This is a genomic window from Chelatococcus albus, from assembly GCF_030067675.1.
In the GTDB taxonomy this organism is placed as follows: Bacteria; Pseudomonadota; Alphaproteobacteria; order Rhizobiales; family Beijerinckiaceae; genus Chelatococcus_A; species Chelatococcus_A albus.
Window position 1 is genome coordinate 19,758 of the sequence record NZ_JASJEV010000010.1, and the last position, 16,052, is coordinate 35,809.

Below are 16,052 nucleotides of genomic sequence, written 5' to 3' on the forward strand. Positions count from 1 at the left end.
CGTTGTCACGCCGTATCGGCGCTCGTCGTGTCGATCCATGCGCGACATGGGAGGTGAAGGCAAGCGGCGGAACGTCTCGTTAACGATGGCGATCTACGGTATTGGCCTGCCCCGGGACGGGGCGTGCTTTGGATCATCATGCGTCTGCGCTTTTCGATCGGGACCAAGGTCTCCTTCGCGCTCGGCCTCCTTGGCCTCGTCATGCTCGCCGTCGTGGCGCAGGGCTATGTCCTGGCCGACAAGGTCCGCCACGTCGTGCCAGAGCTGCACGCCTCGGCTCTCAACGCCCTCTATGCCCAGCGCTTGGAAACCCGCCTCAACCAGGCAATCCGGGAGGCGCAGAGCATCTATCTCGCCCGCGACGGTGGCGGCCTTGAACGCTACGGCCAGAAGGTGCTGAAGGCGCTTGACGACATGGAGCAGACGCTGACGGCGTGGTCGAACCTGCCCGATGCGGGCATGACCACCGCCCACGAGCGCACCCGCGCCCTCGTCCGCCGCTTCATCGACAGCCGCCGCGGGCACATGCGCAAGCTGGCGGAGGAGGGCCTGCAGGCCGGCTGGAACATCGCCAGCGAGAAGGCCTTTCTCGATCTGCGCAGCGAGCTTGCGGAGGTGCTCGGCGTCCTGATCGAGGAGAGCGATCGCGCCATGCACCTGGCCAACGCCACCATCAAGGCGGACAGCGAGCGCATGCGCACCTTCGTCGTCGGCTTCTCCGTCGTGCTGCTGACGCTCGCCCTGGCGCTGGCCCTCGCCTTCACCCGCGTTGGAGTGACGCGCCCCCTGCGCATCATGGCCCGGCGCATGCTGCGCCTCGCCGACGGCGACACGGCGATCGACGCGGGACCGGTGCATCGCGGTGACGAGCTGGGCGACATGGCGCGGGCTCTCCTCGTGCTGCGTGACGCCGTGCGGCGCAACAACGAGCTCGTGGAGGAGATGAAGGCGCGCGACCGGCGGGAGGAGACGCTGCGGCGCGAGGCGGCGGTGAAGCAGGAGGTGGAGGCCTTCGACGAGGACCTGCAGCGCTCCGTGGCGCGGCTCGGTGAGATGATCGAGCGCATGGCGGCCTCGTCGGAGGCGATGACCCATGCGGCCGGTGCCGCCAGCTCCGGCACCGATTCCGCTGCGGCCTCCGCCCGCAAGGCGGCGGAACACGTGTCGAGCGTCGCCGCTGCGGCCGAGGAATTGTCTCACACGGTGGACGAGGTGGGCCGCCGTGTCGCGGACGCGGCGAGCATCGTCCATTTCGCCGTGCTCGACACGCAGCAGACCAACACCACGATCGAGCATCTGGCGAGCTCGGCGCAGCGCATCGGTGATGTCGTCAACCTCATCAGCCAGATCGCCGCGCAGACGAACCTGCTTGCCCTCAACGCCACCATCGAGGCGGCCCGCGCCGGCGACGCCGGCCGTGGTTTCGCCGTGGTGGCGGCGGAGGTGAAGGCACTCGCCGCCCAGACGACACGGGCGACCGAGGAGATCGGCGATCAGGTCTCCGGCATCCAGGCGGCGACGCGCCAGTCGATCGAGGCGCTGCGCGACATCCAGCGCAAGATCGGCACCATCGAGGAGATCAGCCTGTCGATCGCGGCCACGGTGCAGGAGCAGAACGCCTCGACGCATGCCATCGCCGGCGACATCCGCTCAGCCGCCGAGGGAACGGCCGCCATGTCGATGAGCCTGACGGACGTGCGTGCGGCGACGACCCGCTCCAGCGACAGTGCCGACACCGTCGTGGAGCTTGCGCGCGCGCTCGATGCCGAGGCCCGGCGCATCCGTGCGGATATCGAGCAGTTCTTCAAGACCCTGCGCGCGGCCTGACGGGTCAGTCGAGGGCGAGAAAGGTCACAGCCGGCAGGTGCACGGGCCAGCGCCACGGCGCCAGGAACACCGCGTCGCAGCGCAGCACGTGGCTGGTCGCCCAGGGGTGGCGCGCGAGCCAGTGCCGCGCCGCGCGTGCGAGGCGGCGCTCCTTCCGGGCCGTGATGGCCGTGCGTGCGGCGTCGAGGTCTGCCCGCGCCTTCACCTCGACGAAGGCGATCGTGCGGCCGCGTCGCACGACGAGGTCGATCTCGCCGCCGTGGGCGGCGTAGCGCCGGGCGAGGATGCGGTATCCCTTGATGAGCAGGAAGGCGGCGGCGATCGTCTCGGCCGCGAGGCCGCGGGTATGGGAGCGACTGTGCCGGGACCGCGGCCCGCCGCTCACGGCGCCTCGCCGGCCGCGGCGGTGAGCGCGAGCGCGCGGGCGTAGACCTCGCGCTTGGGCAGGCCGGTCTCTGCCGCAACGAGGGCGGCCGCGTCCTTGAGCGAGTGTTTCGCCATGGCAGCCCGCAAGCGCTCGTCGAGATCGGCCGCGGAGGCAGGGCGTGTCTCCCCCTCGGCCGGAGGGCCGATCAGCACCACGATCTCGCCCTTCGGCGGTCCCTCCGCGGCAAAGCTCTCGGCGAGCCGGAGCAGTGTATCGCGGCGCACGCTTTCGAAAGCCTTCGTCAGTTCGCGCGCGACCGCCGCCGGGCGCGGGCCGAGGACGGCCGCGGCATCGGCCAGCATCTCCGGCAGGCGGCGGGGCGATTCGAAGAAGACGAGCGTGCCGGGCACGCCCGCGAGCGCGGCGAAGCGGGCCCGGCGGGCGGCGCTCTTCGGCGGCAGGAAGCCTTCGAAGAAGAATCGGTCGGTCGGCAGGCCTGAGACGACGAGGGCGGTCAGCACGGCCGAGGGGCCGGGAACGGTGGAGACCGTGACGCCCGCGGCGAGTGCCTCCTCGACGAGCTTGAAGCCCGGATCGGAGACGAGCGGCGTGCCGGCGTCCGAGACGAGGGCGAGTGCCTCGCCCTGCCTCAGCCGCGCGATCACCTTGGGGCGCATCGTCGCCGCATTGTGCTCGTGGTAGGGCACGAGCGGTGTCGTAATGCCATAGTGGGCGAGCAGCGTCTTCGTCACGCGCGTGTCCTCGGCGAGCACGGCGTCGGCGGCGGCGAGCGTGCCGAGAGCCCGGAAGGAGATGTCCTTCAGGTTGCCGATCGGTGTTGCGACGAGATGCAGGCCGGGCGCCAGCGGCTCGGCCTCGGCGGCGAGCCCGAAGGCGGTGAAGCGGGACGGCTCGCGGTGCGGGCGGGCTTTCGGGCGCTCGATGGTCATGCTGCTCTCCGGAACGCAGCTTGCCATGCGCAGCGGCACAAGCGGAAGCGCGCCGCGGCCTCCGCCCCCAGGGAACACGCGGGCAGCCCGGCGCCACGGCCGCGGGAAGGCGTCGTTAACCATTCGTTGCGATGCTGCCGCACATTGCAAGCATGCAGGCCCGCGCGGCGCCCCTGCCGTCCCGGTCCGACGGTTCGCCCGAGGAGTTTGCCGTGCCCAGCTCCGCCGTCCCGCTCCCGCGTCGCATCTCATTCTCCATGGCCGGCCACCTCCTGCGAGCCGTCGGCGCCGCTCTTCTGGCGGGCGGTCTCGCAGCCGCCTGCAGCAGCGGCTTCTCGGGCTTCCCCGGCACGGATGCGGGTCCCGAAACCAGGGCACCTGCCACTCCTGCGCCGGGCGGCAGCCCGACCGGCGCCGTCCTCGGCAACGGTCGCGTCAAGGTGGCGCTCATCCTGCCGCTCGGCGCGACAGGCCAGGCGGGCACGGCCGCCGTCGCCCTGCGCAACGCGGCGGAGCTCGCGCTCGAGGAGTTCAAGGAGCCCGACCTGCAGATTCTCGTGAAGGACGACCGTGGCACGTCGGAGGGAGCACGGGCGGCGGCGCAGGGCGCGGTCGCAGAAGGGGCGGAGCTCGTCGTCGGCCCTCTCTTCGCCGGTGCCGTGCAGGCGGCCGGCCAGGTGGCACATGGCGCCGGCCGGCCCGTCATCGCCTTCTCCACCGACGTGAGCGTGGCCGGCCGCGGCACCTATCTCCTGAGCTTCCTGCCGGAGACAGAGGTCCGGCGCATCGTCGGCCACGCGGCGCGAGAGGGGCGCCGGTCCTTCGCCGCGCTCGTTCCCGAGTCGCCCTACGGCCGCGTGGCGGAGGCGGCCTTCCGCGAGGCCGTGACGAGCAACGGGGGCCGCGTCGTCGCTGTGGAGCGCTATGGCGCGGCCGGGGCGCAGGAGGCAGCCGGCCGGATCGCCGGGCTCGCCGCCCGCGCAAGCCCGCAGATCGATGCGCTCTTCCTTCCCGACTCGGGCGACGGGCTCGTCGCCGCGGCGCAGGCCCTGCAGGGGGCCGGCATCGATCCGAAGCAGGTCAAGATGCTCGGCACGGGCCTGTGGAATGAGGCACGCGTCTTCAAGCTGCCGGCGCTGCAGGGCGGTTGGTTCGCTGCCCCGGATTCGGCCGGCTTCAATGCCTTCGCCCAGCGCTACCGCGCCCGCTTCAACGCCGATCCGACACGCATCGCCACCCTGTCCTACGACGCGATCTCGCTCGCGGCGGCGCTGGTGCGGACACAGGGCGAACGGCGTTTCTCGGAGGCGGTGCTCACGAACCCATCGGGTTTCGCCGGCGCGGACGGCGTCTTCCGCTTCCGCCCGGACGGCACGAACGAGCGGGCTCTCGCCGTGCTCGAGGTGCGCAACGGCAATGCCGTGACGCTGAGCCCGGCGCCCCGCCAGTTCGGGGCGTCAGGCACATGAGATCGCGGCGGACGCCGTCAGCGTCCGCGGCGCGCGCCCGTGTCGCGGTCGAAGAGATGCACCTTGGCCGCGTCGATGGTGAGCGTGAGCTGGCGCGTATCGGATGTGATGGCGCCGGTCGGCGCCTGCACCACCATCTCGGCGCCGTCGAGCTTGCCGTGGAAGAGCTGGGTGGCGCCCAGCTCCTCGACGAAATCGACGGGCAGGCGGATGCCGGGCCCGCCGCTGACCTCGAGATCCTCCGGCCGCAGGCCCACGTCGAGTACCGTGCCGGGGGCGAGGCCCGGCGCCATGTCGGCGACGGCGAGCATGTGCCCGCCCACGGCTACGCGGCCGTCGCCCTCCACGATGCCCGGCACGATGTTCATGGGCGGTGAGCCGATGAAGGTGGCGACGAAGCGCGAGGCCGGGCGCTTGTAGACGTCGTTGGGCAGGCCGACCTGCTCGACGTTGCCGGCATTCATGACGACGAGCTTGTCGGAGAGGGTCATCGCCTCGACCTGGTCGTGCGTCACATAGACCGAGGTGACGCCCAGCGCCCGCTGCAGGCGCTTGATCTCGACGCGCATCTGCACGCGGAGCTTGGCATCGAGGTTCGACAGAGGCTCGTCGAAGAGGAAGACCTGGGGCTTGCGCACGATGGCACGGCCCATGGCGACGCGCTGGCGCTGGCCGCCGGACAGCGCCCGGGGCTTGCGCGCGAGGAACGACTCGATGGCGAGGATGCGCGCCGCCTCCTTGACGCGCTTGTCGATCTCGTCCTTCGGCGTGCCGCGGTTCTTCAGGCCGTAGGCCATGTTGTCGTACACGCTCATGTGCGGATAGAGCGCATAGTTCTGGAACACCATCGCGATGTCGCGATCGGCAGGCTCCACGTCGTTGACGACGCGCGGCCCGATGGCGACCGAGCCTGCGGTGATCGTCTCGAGCCCGGCGATCATGCGCAACAACGTCGACTTGCCGCAGCCCGACGGTCCGACGAGGACGCAGAAGCCCCCGTCCGGAATGTCGAGCGACACGCCCTTCACCGCCTCGACACCGCCCGCATAGGTCTTGCGGACGTCCTTCAGCACCACCTCGGCCATCGAACCCCTGTCCTTGTCGTTCTGTTGCCGGCTCTCCGTCCGGAATAGCCGGGAGGCGCCCTCTCGGGCGCCCGATCCCCATGAGCCCCGCGGCATGCCGCGCGGGCGTCACTTCTCCGTTTCCACGAGCCCCTTCACGAACAGCCGCTGCATCAGCACCACGACGACCACGGGCGGCAGCATGGCGAGCACGGCGGTGGCCATGGCAAGCTGCCACTCGGTCAGCGCGTCCTGCGTCACGATCATCTTCTTGATGCCGATGACGATGGTCTGCATGTTGTCCTTCGTCGTGATCAGCAGCGGCCAGAGATACTGGTTCCAGCCGTAGATGAACTGGATCACGAAGAGCGCCGCGATGGTCGTGATCGACAGGGGCAGCACGGTATCCTTGAAGAAGCGGAAGGCGCCGGCCCCGTCGATCTTCGAGGCCTCGAGGAGCTCGTCCGGGATGGTCATGAAGAACTGGCGGAAGAGCAGCGTGCCCGTGGCCGAGGCGACGAGCGGCATGGTGAGGCCCGCATAGGTGTCGATGAGGCCGAGATCGGCCACGATCTTGTAGGTCGGATAGATGCGCACCTCGACCGGCAGCATCAGGGTCACGAAGATGATCCAGAAGGCCGTCATGCGGAAGGGGAAGCGGAAATACACGACCGCATAGGCCGAGATGATGGAGATGAGGATCTTGCCGAGCGCGATGCCCATCGCCATCACGAAGGAGTTCAGCATCATCGTGCCGACGGGCTCGCGCGTCGACGACGACGTGCCGACGAAGATGGTGCGGTAGTAGTTCTCCAGGAAATGCGGACCCGGCACGGGCTGCATCTGTCCGTTGGCGATGGTTGCCGCGTCGTGCGTCGAGGCGACAAAGGCGAGATAGACGGGGAAGGCGACGATCGAGACCCCGACGAGCAGGATGAGATGGGGAACAAGGTTCCCGAAGCGGCGCTTCTCGACCATCAGTACTGCACCTTGCGTTCGACGAAGCGGAACTGCACGGCGGTGAGCGCGATGACGATGATCATCAGGATCACCGACTGCGCGGCCGAGCCGCCGAGATCGCCGCCCAGCCGCCCGTCCGAATAGACCTTGTAGACGAGGGTCTCCGTCGCCTTGGCGGGGCCGCCGCCGGTCACGGCATCGATGATGCCGAAGGTGTCGAAGAAGACGTAGACGATGTTGACGACGAGCAGGAAGAACGTCGTCGGCGAGAGCAGCGGGAAGACGATCGTCCAGAAGCGGCGGGTGGGGCGCGCCCCATCGATGGCGGCGGCCTCGATCAGGCTCTTCGGGATGGCCTGGAGCCCGGCGAGGAAGAAGAGGAAATTGTAGGAGATCTGCTTCCAGGTGGCCGAGAGGACGACGAGCATCATCGCATGGTTGCCGTTGAGCAGCGGGTTCCAGTCGAGCCCGAGGCTGCGCAGGCCGCGCGCCACGAGGCCGAGCGAGGGCTGGAACATGAAGAGCCACAGGACGCCTGCGATCGCCGGCGCCACCGCATAGGGCCAGATGAGCAGCGTCTTGTAGACGGGGGCGCCCCGGATCTGCCTGTCGGCCATGGCGGCGAGCAGGAGAGCGACCGAGAGCGACAGCACGGTGACCGCCGTCGAAAAGATGAAGGTCGTGCCGACCGCCCGGAAATACTCCGGCTGCTGGAACAGCGCCGCATAGTTCTCCAGCCCGACGAACTCGGAGGAGAGGCCGAAGGCATCTTCCAGCATGAAGGACTGCCACAGCGCCTGCGAGGCCGGCCAGTAGAAGAAGACGAGGGTGATGGCGAGCTGCGGCAGGAGCAGCAGGTAGGGCAGCAGGCGGCCCGAGATGACCGAACGTTTTTCCATGGGCGTGCGCCGGAAGGGAGGCGGGCCGCCGTGCGGCCCGCCTCGTCTCGAGGTTGAGGCTCAGCGAGCGGCGGTGCGTTCGAACTGGCGGAGCATCTGGTTGCCGCGCGAAACCGCCGAGTCGAGCGCGTCCTTGGCCGTCTTCTGGCCGGAGAGCGCCGCCTCGATCTCCTCGGCCCACAGGTCCCGCAGCTGCACCATGTTGCCGAGGCGCAGGCCGCGCGAATTCTCCGTCGGCTCCTTGTTGGTGAGTTCCTTGAGCGCCACCTCGAGCGCCGGGAACTTGTCGTAGAAGCCGTCGGCCTTGGTCTTGTCGTAGGCGGCCTTCGTGATCGGCAGATAGCCCGACGCCTGATGCAGCTTCGCCTGCCGCTCCGTGTCGGAGAGGAAGGTGAAGAACTTGGCCACGCCCTTGTATTCGTCGGGCTTCTTGCCGCCCATCACCCACAGAGAGGCGCCGCCGATGATGGAGTTCTGCGGCGCGCCCGCCACGTCGGGGTAATAGGGCATCGGTGCAGCCGTGAAGTCGAACTTCGCGTTCGCCTTGACGTTGCCGTAGAAGGCCGAGGAGGTGAGGAAGAGCGGACACTCGCCGGAGGTGAAGCGGCCCTCGCCCGTGTTGGTGCGGCCGGAATAGTCGTAGATCTTGTCCTTCTGCAGATCGACGAGGTTCTGCAGATGTTTGACGTGCAGCGGCGAGTTGAACTTCAGCTCCGTGTCGAAGCCGTCGAGACCGTTGGCCTTGGTCGCGAGCGCCGTGTTGTGCCAGGCCGAGAACTGCTCGATGTTCGCCCACGTCACCCAGGCGGTGGAGAAGCCGCAGGTGGCATAGCCCGCCGCCTTGAGCTTCTTGGCCGCCTCGAAGACCTCGGGCCAGGTCTTCGGGGGCTGGTCGGGGTTGAGGCCCGCCTTCTTCAGCGCCTCCTTGTTCACCCACATGACCATGGAGGACGAGTTGAAGGGCATGGACAGCATCTCGCCCTTCGCCGTCGAGTAATAGCCGGTGATCGCCGGCAGATAGGCCTTGGGATCGAACGTCTCGCCGGCGTCCTTCATCAGCTCGTGCACGGGCTTGATGGCGCCCTTGGCGGCCATCATCGTCGCCGTGCCGACCTCGAAGACCTGCATGATGTGCGGTGCGTTGCCGGCGCGGAAGGCGGCGATGCCGGCATTCATCGTGTCGGCGTAGGAGCCCTTGTAGGTCGGGACGACCTTGTAGTCCTTCTGGCTCGCGTTGAACTCCTCCGCGAGCTTGACGATGACGTCGTTGTTCGCGCCCGTCATCGCGTGCCACCAGTGGATTTCAGTCTCAGCTGCGGCGGGTACCGCAATGCCCATCGCGACGGCGAAACCGGCCGTCGTGACGAATCGAGATGCCATGCTAGCCTCCCCTGTGCGGGACCCCCTCGGGGCCCTTCTCGTCGTTGCTAACGAACGTAGCACGATGCTTCCGTGACGGTTGCATGAATATTCGATGACAAACGAAAGTGAAACGACAATTCCACTTTCGGGCGGACACACGCCCCGGGTCGGGGCGAAGGGGCATCTATGATTCACGTGAAACTCAACGCCGACAAGGCCTTGCCGGTGGATTTCGCGCGCGCCGCGCTCGCCGGCCGGGTTTGGCGCCCGGATGTGGAAGGGCCGGCTGTGGTGGCGATTCGGCCGGATGGCGTTTTCGATATCAGCCGCACATTCGCAACGATTCGCGACCTATGCGAAGAAAACGAACCGGCGGCGGCCCTGCGCGCGGCGACGGGCGAGCGCCTCTGCGATCTTGACGCGATCCTCGCCAACACCCCACCCGACGGGCGCGACCCCGCGCGCCCCTGGCTGCTCGCACCGGTCGACCTGCAGGCGATCAAGGCGGCCGGCGTCACCTTCGTCGTCTCCATGCTGGAGCGCGTGATCGAGGAGCGCGCCCGCGGCAATCCGGATGCCGCCGCCGTCATCCGCGGCGAGATCAACCGCCTCGTGGGCGAGGACCTGCAGAAGCTGAGGCCCGGCTCCCCGGAGGCTGTGCGGCTGAAGGAGGTGCTGATCGCGCAGGGGGTGTGGAGCCAGTATCTCGAGGTCGGCATCGGCCCCGACGCGGAGATCTTCTCCAAGGCCCAGCCGATGGCCGCTGTCGGAACCGGCTTCGACGCCGGCATCCATCCCGCGTCGACCTGGAACAACCCGGAGCCGGAGGTCGTGCTGGCCGTGGCCTCGACCGGCCGCATCGTTGGCGCCACCCTCGGCAACGACGTCAACCTGCGCGACGTGGAGGGTCGTTCGGCGTTGCTCCTGTCCAAGGCCAAGGACAACAACGCGAGCTGCACGATCGGCCCGTTCCTGCGCTTCTTTGACGCGGCCTTCACGCTCGACGACGTGCGGCGCATGCGGGTGACGCTCACGGTGGAGGGGCCGGACGGCTTCCGCATGGAGGGCTTCTCCAGCCTCGACAAGATCAGCCGCGACCCGGCCGACCTCGTCGCCCAGACCATCGGTCGGCATCATCAGTACCCGGACGGCGCCGTGCTCTTCCTCGGCACACTCTTTGCGCCGGTCGAGGACCGCGATGCCCCCGGCAAGGGCTTCACGCACAAGGTCGGCGACATCGTCACCATTGCGGCGCCGCAGCTCGGCAGCCTCGTCAACCGCATGCGCCACACTCACGACTGCGCGCCCTGGACCTTCGGCGTGAGCCATCTCATGCGCAATCTCGCCAAGCGCGGGCTCCTCTGAGCCCGCGCCGAAGCGCTTCCCCCATGCGGGCTCCTCTGAGCCCGCACGTCCCTCACGCCGCAGTGCCGGGAGGATCAAGCACCTCGAGCAGGGCGCAGGGCGCGTGCAGGTCGGCGATCTTCGCCCGCACTGCCTTGAGGTGCGCGGCGGCGATCGCACCCGTGTCACCGCAGCGTTCCTGGCCCGGCGTCGCGAGGTCGAGAAGCGCGCCAATGTCATCGAGGCTGAAACCGGGTTCGCGGGCGCGGCGGATGAAGGCGAGGCGGCAGGTGCTCCGGCTCGCAGGCGCGATGCCCGCCGGACGTGCGCGGCGGCGCGGGCATCAGGCCGATGCGCTCGTAATAGCGCACGGTTTCGAGGTCGATCCCCGCCGCGGCGGCGAGCTGCCCGATGCTCGGGCCTCGCGTGGTCGTGATGACGGATATGTGGAACCCGTTGTCGCTACGGGCCGCAGCACAGGCCACCCGTGATCGGGCAGCGAGTCCGGAGAAGGAGCCATGCATCTGCAAAGCGTCCGGGACGGGCCCGCGAGGGCCGCGGGTTCCGCCGGCCGGCTGCTCGCCGCGGCGGGAGCGGGGTCCGGCCTCGCGGCCCTTGTTGCCGCATGGGCCTGTTGCCTCCTGCCCATCGGCCTCGGGACACGCGGGGCAGGCGCCAGCATCGTTGTGGCGCTCGATGGCCTCGTCCCCTGGCGGTGGCCATTGCTCGGCGTGAGCGTCGTCGTCGTTGCCCTCGGATGGCTCGCCCATCTGCGCGAGCGCGCGGCCGCCCGGGCCGCCGGATACGCCTGCACGAACGGAGGGCGGCGCCTGACACCCCTCCTCCTGGGGCTCGCCACCGTCCCGATGGCCCTCGCGGCAGGATGGGATGCGCTCCAGCCCGTCGTCCTCGGCTGGCTGGAACCAGTTGCCTCGTGAGGGAATCGACGAGGGAAGCGGCAAACGGTGGAACGAGGCGGAACGTGATGCGGCGCCTGTCGACCCTGACCTGTCCCGCCTGCGGCCACCGGGCGACCGAGGCCATGCCGGCGGAAGCCTGCCTCTTCTTCCATGTGTGCCGCGGCTGCGGCACGCGCCTGCGCCCGAAGCCGGGTGACTGCTGCGTCTTCTGCTCCTGTGGCGATTCCTGTGGCGATACGCCCTGCCCCAGCGTCCAGGCACTGGCGGATGATGCGGCCGGGCACGAAGCGCCGGTCTGCTGTCCGGGCGATGAGTGAACTCTCCACGGGGCGGGTGCGGCCGCCGCCCGTTTCGCTGCCGATCATGCGGACAAGCGATGCCACGAAGGCGGTCCTGCGTCTCATCGGCGGGCTCGCGCCCTGCGGTCGCACGGGCAAGGGCAGGTAAGTCCCAACGAGGGCTGTCGTTCGGCTATACTCTCGCGCCGGGGCAGGTTGCGGAGATGGCGCGTGGACGTTGCAGCCTGGTTGCAATCGCTTGGTCTGCAGCAGTACGAGCCCGCCTTCCGCGAGAACGCGGTGGACGCGGAGGTTTTGCCTCAACTGACTGCCGACGATCTCAAGGAGCTCGGTGTCGTTGCCGTCGGGCATCGCCGCAAGCTGCTCGCCGCCATCGCCGTGCTGCGCGAGGCCGCGGCGACGACCGCCCCGGTGGAGGCGCCCAAGCCGGCGCTCTCGGAAGGCGCCGAGGAGGAAGAGGGCGAGCGGCGCCAGGTCGCCGTGCTCTTCGCCGACCTTACGGGCTACACGCGCCTCAGCCGCGAGCTCGATGCGGAGGCCCTGCACGATCTCCTCGACAGCTTCTTCGTCTGCGCCGACCGCATCGTCGAGGAACACGGCGGCCATATCGACAAGCACATCGGCGATTGTGTCATGGCGGTCTTCGGCGCGCCGGTGGCGCATGGCAACGATCCCGAGCGCGCCGTGAGCGCGGCGCTCGCCATCCGCGCGGCCATGGCCGGCCTGTCGGCGGAACTGGGCCGCCCCATCGCGGTGCATACGGGCGTCGCCTTCGGCGAGGTCGTGGCGAGCGGCACTGGCGGGGTCGGCCACCGCGCCTATACGGTGACCGGGCTGTCGGTGAATCTCGCCTCGCGCCTCGCCGATGCCGCCGGCCCCCAGGCGATCCTCGTCTCCGATCTCGTCATGCGCGCGCTCGAAGGGCGCCTCGACTGCAGCGACGCCGGCACCCTCACCGTGAAGGGATTCAACGAACCGGTGCGCGCCTGGCGGCTCGAGGGCCTGCGCGCGGTCGCGACCGCGACGCGGCCTTTCGTCGGCCGGCGGGCGGAATTGCAGCAGTTCCAGGTGGCGCTCGCCGCCTGCCGCGAGACAAATGTCGGCCGCACGATCTACATCCGCGGCGAGGCCGGCATCGGCAAGAGCCGCCTCGCCGAGGAGTTCCGCGAGGCGGCGCGGGCCGCGGGCTTCTCCTGCCACACCGGCCTTGTGCTCGACTTCGGGACCGGCATCGGCCGCGACGCGATCCGCACCATCGTGCGCGGCCTTGTCGGCCTCGACGTCACGAGCCCGCCGGAGGCGGCGCGGGCGGCAGCGGATGAGGCGCTCGCCGACGGGCTGGTATCACCCGAACATGCCGTCTTCCTCAACGACCTTCTCGACCTGCCGCAGCCACTCGCCCTGCGCGCCCTCTACGACGCCATGGACAACGCCGCCCGCAACCGCGGCAAGCGCGAGACCGTGGCGGCCCTGGTGCGCCGGGCGAGCGCGCGGCAGCCCCTGATGCTCGTCCTCGAGGATCTGCACTGGGCCGACCAGCTCATGCTCGCCCATGCCGCGGAGCTCGCGGCCGTGACTGCGGACCATCCGGTCGTGCTCGTGCTCACCTCGCGCGTCGAGGGCGACCCGCTCGGCCCCGCCTGGCATGCGGCAACGCGGGGAGCTGCGCTCGTCACCATCGACCTCGGCCCCCTGAGGCGCGAGGAGGCGCTCGCCCTCGCGCGCACCTTCAAACATGCCGACGAGCGGCTGGCCGAGGCCTGCGTCGAGCGCTCCGGCGGCCACGTGCTGTTCCTGGAGCAGCTCCTGCGCAGCGCCGAGGAGGGCGGACTCGCCGAGGTGCCGGCTTCCATCCGCAGCGTCGTGCTCGCCCGCATGGACGCGCTGCCGCCCCACGAGCGCCGGGCGCTCAGGGCCGCGTCGGTGCTCGGCCAGCGCTTCGATCTCGCCGCTCTGCGCCATCTCCTCGCCGATCCGGATTACATCTGCGCCGAGCCCGTGCGGCACCAGCTCGTGCGGCCGATGGGTGAGGAATTCCTCTTCGCCCACGCCCTGATCCAGGAGGGCGTCTACGCCTCGCTGCTCACGCGCCAGCGGCGCGAGCTGCACCGCCGGGCGGCGCTGTGGTTCGCGGGGCGCGATGCCGTGCTCGAGGCCGAGCACCTCGACCGCGCCGGCGATCCCGCCGCGGCGCGCGCCTATCTCGCCGCCGCCCGCGCCCAGGCTGCTGTCTACCGCACGGAGCGCGCCGTGCAGCTCGTCGCGCGCGGTCTGGCGCTCGCCGCTGACCCGGCCGACGTGCACGCCCTCACGTTGTTCAAGGGCGAGCTCCTGCACGACCGCGGCGCCATCGCCGAGTCGCTCGCCGCCTACGAGCGGGCGCTCGCCGTGGCGGCGGATGATGCCGGCCGCTGCCGTGCCTGGCTCGGCCTCGCCGCCGGCATGCGCATGACCGACCGCTACGAGGAGGCCTTTGCCGCCCTCGACCGCGCCGAGCCCATGGCGATCGCCGCGGGGCTCGGGCCCGAACTCGCCCGCCTGCATCACCTGCGCGGCAATCTCCACTTCCCGCTCGGGCGTCTCGACGACTGCCGCCACGAGCACGAGGCGGCCCTCGCGGCCGCGCGCTCGGCCGGACTGCCGGAACTGGAAGCGCGCGCCCTCGGCGGCCTCGGCGATGCCGAATACGTGCGCGGCCGCATGGTCACGGCCCACGGGCACTTCCGTGAATGCGTCGACCTTGCCCGGCGGCTCGGCCTCGGCCGTATCGAGGTGGCCAATCTCGCCATGCTGGGCTGGACGCGCTGGCATTTCGACCCGAGCGGCGAGGTGCTCGACGAGGGGCAGGCCGCCGTCGCCGCCGCCGCGCGCGTCGGCCATCAGCGGGCCGAGGTCATCGCCCTCGGTCTCGTCGGCCTCATCCTGCTGCAGACGGGCGCATACGAGCGCGCCCTGCCGCAGATCGAGCGTCACCTCTCCGTGTGCCGCGGCCTCGGGGCGGGGCGCTTCGAGGCCCAGAGCCTGCTCATGAAGGCGGAAGCCCTGCGCGCCCTCGGCGAGCGGGCCGAGGCGGTCCGCATCCTCCGGGATGCCCTGGCGCTCAGCCGCCAGACCGGCTTCGGCTTCATCGGTCCTGCGATCCTCGGCGCGCTCGCGCTCGCGCTCGATGCTCCGGACGAGCAGCGCGCCGTCCTGCGCGAGGGGGAGGAGGCCCTCAACGCCGGGGCTGTCAGCCACAACCACTTCTTCTTCCGTCGCGACGCTGTCGAGGTCATGCTCGCGCTCGGCGACTGGCGGGCGGTCGAGCACCATGCGGCCGCCCTGGCGGACTACACCCGGCCCGAGCCCCTGGTGTGGACGCAGTTCCACATCGAACGGGCGCGCGTGCTCGCCGCCGTCGGCAGCGGCCGTCGCGACGCGGTCCTCGCGGCCGAGCTCGAACGCCTGCGTGCCGAAGCCCTGCGGCTCGGCCTTGCCCCGGCCCTGCCGGCGCTGGACCGTGCGCTCGCCGCTGCCGCCGCCGCCCCCGGTGCGGCGCGGCGTGGCCGTTGACGACAGGCGCCGAACATGGCCTGTCGGGCGTTGACGCGACGCGTGGCCCGGCGTGATCTGGACGAGCGACCTGTCGCCGGTGAACGGAAAACCAATGAGCGGTCTCATTCTCGTGGCGGGCGAAGCGCTCGTCGACCTCATTCCCGAAGGAACGGCCGAGGCGCCGCTCTTTCGCCCCGTGCTGGGCGGCTCGCCCTTCAACGTGGCGCTGGCACTCGCCCGCCTCGGCGCACCCAGCGCCTATGCCGGCCGTTTGTCGCTCGACGCCATGGGCGAGCGTTTCGCCGGGGCGCTGGGCGCCGCCGGGGTGGACCTGTCGCTCGCCGTCCGCGACGCGCGGCCGAGCCCGCTCGCTCTCGTGACCCGCGACGGCGACGGCTCGGCGAGCTACGGCTTCTACCTCGCCGGCACGGCCTACGACGGGGAGGCTCCGCTCGGCGGCCCGTGGCCCGACGGCGTCGCGCATCTGCATGTCGGTTCCTTCGCCGCCCTCGACGAGCGGCACGGCCCGGCGACGCTCAAGGCCCTCAGCGCCTTCGCCGGCACTGGCTCGACGAGCTACGACCCCAACATCCGCCCGGCCCTCATGCCGGGGCGCGCCGAGACCCTGCGGCGCGTCACCGCCCGCGTGGGCCTCGCCGGCGTGGTCAAGGCGAGCGAGGAAGATCTCGCCTGGCTCTACCCGGGCCGCGATCCGCTCGACGCGGCGCATTCCTGGTCGCTCCTCGGCCCGCGGCTCACCGTCGTGACGCGCGGCGCCGCCGGCGCCGTCGCCTTCGCCGCGGGCAAGGCCGTCGCCGTGCCGGCACCGGCGGTCGCGGTGGCCGACACAGTCGGCGCCGGGGACTGCTTCATGGCCGCCCTCCTCGCCGCCATGCACCGCGACGGGGCGCTCGTCGCCGGCGCCGAGCCGCCGACGCGCGTGGCGGTCGTCCGCTGGCTCACCTTCGCTGTCGCCGCGGCCGCCATCGTCTGTGCCCGCCAAGGGGCCGACCCGCCGCTCCTCGCCGAGGTGGAACGGGCGCTCGCCGCCTGACCC

At 70.5% G+C, this 16,052-nt stretch carries 15 protein-coding genes; 7 read left to right on the forward strand and 8 right to left on the reverse strand.

Annotated features, from left to right (window positions below):
- The first annotated feature begins 138 nt into the window (after window positions 1-138).
- Window positions 139-1,827 carry a methyl-accepting chemotaxis protein gene (locus QNA08_RS14800; protein WP_283741504.1) on the forward strand — a complete coding sequence of 563 codons (1,689 nt, stop codon included), beginning with the start codon at window positions 139-141 and terminating at the stop codon, window positions 1,825-1,827.
- A gap of 4 nt (window positions 1,828-1,831) precedes the next feature.
- Here the strand turns inward: QNA08_RS14800 and QNA08_RS14805 are convergent, their stop codons facing one another.
- Both QNA08_RS14805 and rsmI read right to left on the reverse strand, forming a co-directional pair.
- The gene (locus QNA08_RS14805; RefSeq protein ID WP_283741505.1) at window positions 1,832-2,212 is read right to left on the reverse strand and encodes a YraN family protein; all 381 of its coding nucleotides are present in this window, start codon (window positions 2,210-2,212) and stop codon (window positions 1,832-1,834) included.
- Window positions 2,209-3,144: a 16S rRNA (cytidine(1402)-2'-O)-methyltransferase gene (rsmI, locus tag QNA08_RS14810; protein WP_283741506.1), complete on the reverse strand. Its 936-nt coding sequence runs from the start codon at window positions 3,142-3,144 to the stop codon at window positions 2,209-2,211. Before rsmI ends, QNA08_RS14805 begins: the two co-directional genes overlap by 4 nt.
- A 257-nt stretch (window positions 3,145-3,401) precedes the next feature.
- Between rsmI and QNA08_RS14815 the strand changes: the two genes are divergently transcribed.
- Window positions 3,402-4,613, forward strand: a complete 1,212-nt coding sequence (locus QNA08_RS14815; protein WP_422679928.1) for a penicillin-binding protein activator — start codon at window positions 3,402-3,404, stop codon at window positions 4,611-4,613.
- Between the two features lie 17 nt (window positions 4,614-4,630).
- Here QNA08_RS14815 and QNA08_RS14820 read toward each other — a convergent pair whose 3' ends face one another.
- The 4 genes from QNA08_RS14820 to ugpB all read right to left on the reverse strand — a co-directional run bounded on the left by QNA08_RS14820 (window position 4,631) and on the right by ugpB (window position 8,916).
- Window positions 4,631-5,698 (reverse strand): sn-glycerol-3-phosphate import ATP-binding protein UgpC, encoded by a 1,068-nt coding sequence (locus QNA08_RS14820; protein WP_283741508.1) that lies wholly within the window; start codon window positions 5,696-5,698, stop codon window positions 4,631-4,633.
- 108 nt (window positions 5,699-5,806) lie between these two features.
- Window positions 5,807-6,655: a sn-glycerol-3-phosphate ABC transporter permease UgpE gene (gene ugpE / locus QNA08_RS14825; RefSeq protein ID WP_283741509.1), complete on the reverse strand. Its 849-nt coding sequence runs from the start codon at window positions 6,653-6,655 to the stop codon at window positions 5,807-5,809.
- Entirely contained in the window at window positions 6,655-7,536 is an 882-nt protein-coding gene (ugpA, locus tag QNA08_RS14830) for a sn-glycerol-3-phosphate ABC transporter permease UgpA (RefSeq protein WP_283741510.1), read from the reverse strand. Before ugpA ends, ugpE begins: the two co-directional genes overlap by 1 nt.
- Before the next feature lie 60 nt (window positions 7,537-7,596).
- Window positions 7,597-8,916: a sn-glycerol-3-phosphate ABC transporter substrate-binding protein UgpB gene (gene ugpB / locus QNA08_RS14835; RefSeq protein ID WP_283741511.1), complete on the reverse strand. Its 1,320-nt coding sequence runs from the start codon at window positions 8,914-8,916 to the stop codon at window positions 7,597-7,599.
- 168 nt (window positions 8,917-9,084) lie between these two features.
- Here ugpB and QNA08_RS14840 point away from each other — a divergent pair, with 168 nt between their 5' ends.
- Window positions 9,085-10,263, forward strand: coding sequence for a fumarylacetoacetate hydrolase family protein (locus QNA08_RS14840; protein ID WP_283741512.1), 1,179 nt, complete (start codon window positions 9,085-9,087; stop codon window positions 10,261-10,263).
- A gap of 52 nt (window positions 10,264-10,315) precedes the next feature.
- Here QNA08_RS14840 and QNA08_RS14845 read toward each other — a convergent pair whose 3' ends face one another.
- Both QNA08_RS14845 and QNA08_RS14850 read right to left on the reverse strand, forming a co-directional pair.
- Window positions 10,316-10,555 carry a MerR family DNA-binding protein gene (locus QNA08_RS14845; protein WP_340322241.1) on the reverse strand — a complete coding sequence of 80 codons (240 nt, stop codon included), beginning with the start codon at window positions 10,553-10,555 and terminating at the stop codon, window positions 10,316-10,318.
- Window positions 10,479-10,766 (reverse strand): MerR family DNA-binding transcriptional regulator, encoded by a 288-nt coding sequence (locus QNA08_RS14850; RefSeq protein WP_283741513.1) that lies wholly within the window; start codon window positions 10,764-10,766, stop codon window positions 10,479-10,481. Before QNA08_RS14850 ends, QNA08_RS14845 begins: the two co-directional genes overlap by 77 nt.
- Here QNA08_RS14850 and QNA08_RS14855 point away from each other — a divergent pair.
- From QNA08_RS14855 to QNA08_RS14870, 4 genes are all read left to right on the forward strand, one after another.
- Entirely contained in the window at window positions 10,761-11,180 is a 420-nt protein-coding gene (locus tag QNA08_RS14855) for a mercury transporter MerT (RefSeq protein ID WP_283741514.1), read from the forward strand. The genes QNA08_RS14850 and QNA08_RS14855 overlap by 6 nt on opposite strands.
- A gap of 47 nt (window positions 11,181-11,227) precedes the next feature.
- Entirely contained in the window at window positions 11,228-11,479 is a 252-nt protein-coding gene (locus QNA08_RS14860; RefSeq protein WP_283741585.1) for a GDCCVxC domain-containing (seleno)protein, read from the forward strand.
- 192 nt (window positions 11,480-11,671) lie between these two features.
- Window positions 11,672-15,013: an adenylate/guanylate cyclase domain-containing protein gene (locus QNA08_RS14865; protein ID WP_283741515.1), complete on the forward strand. Its 3,342-nt coding sequence runs from the start codon at window positions 11,672-11,674 to the stop codon at window positions 15,011-15,013.
- Between the two features lie 94 nt (window positions 15,014-15,107).
- Window positions 15,108-16,049, forward strand: coding sequence for a carbohydrate kinase family protein (locus QNA08_RS14870; RefSeq protein WP_283741516.1), 942 nt, complete (start codon window positions 15,108-15,110; stop codon window positions 16,047-16,049).
- Window positions 16,050-16,052: the final 3 nt, after the last annotated feature.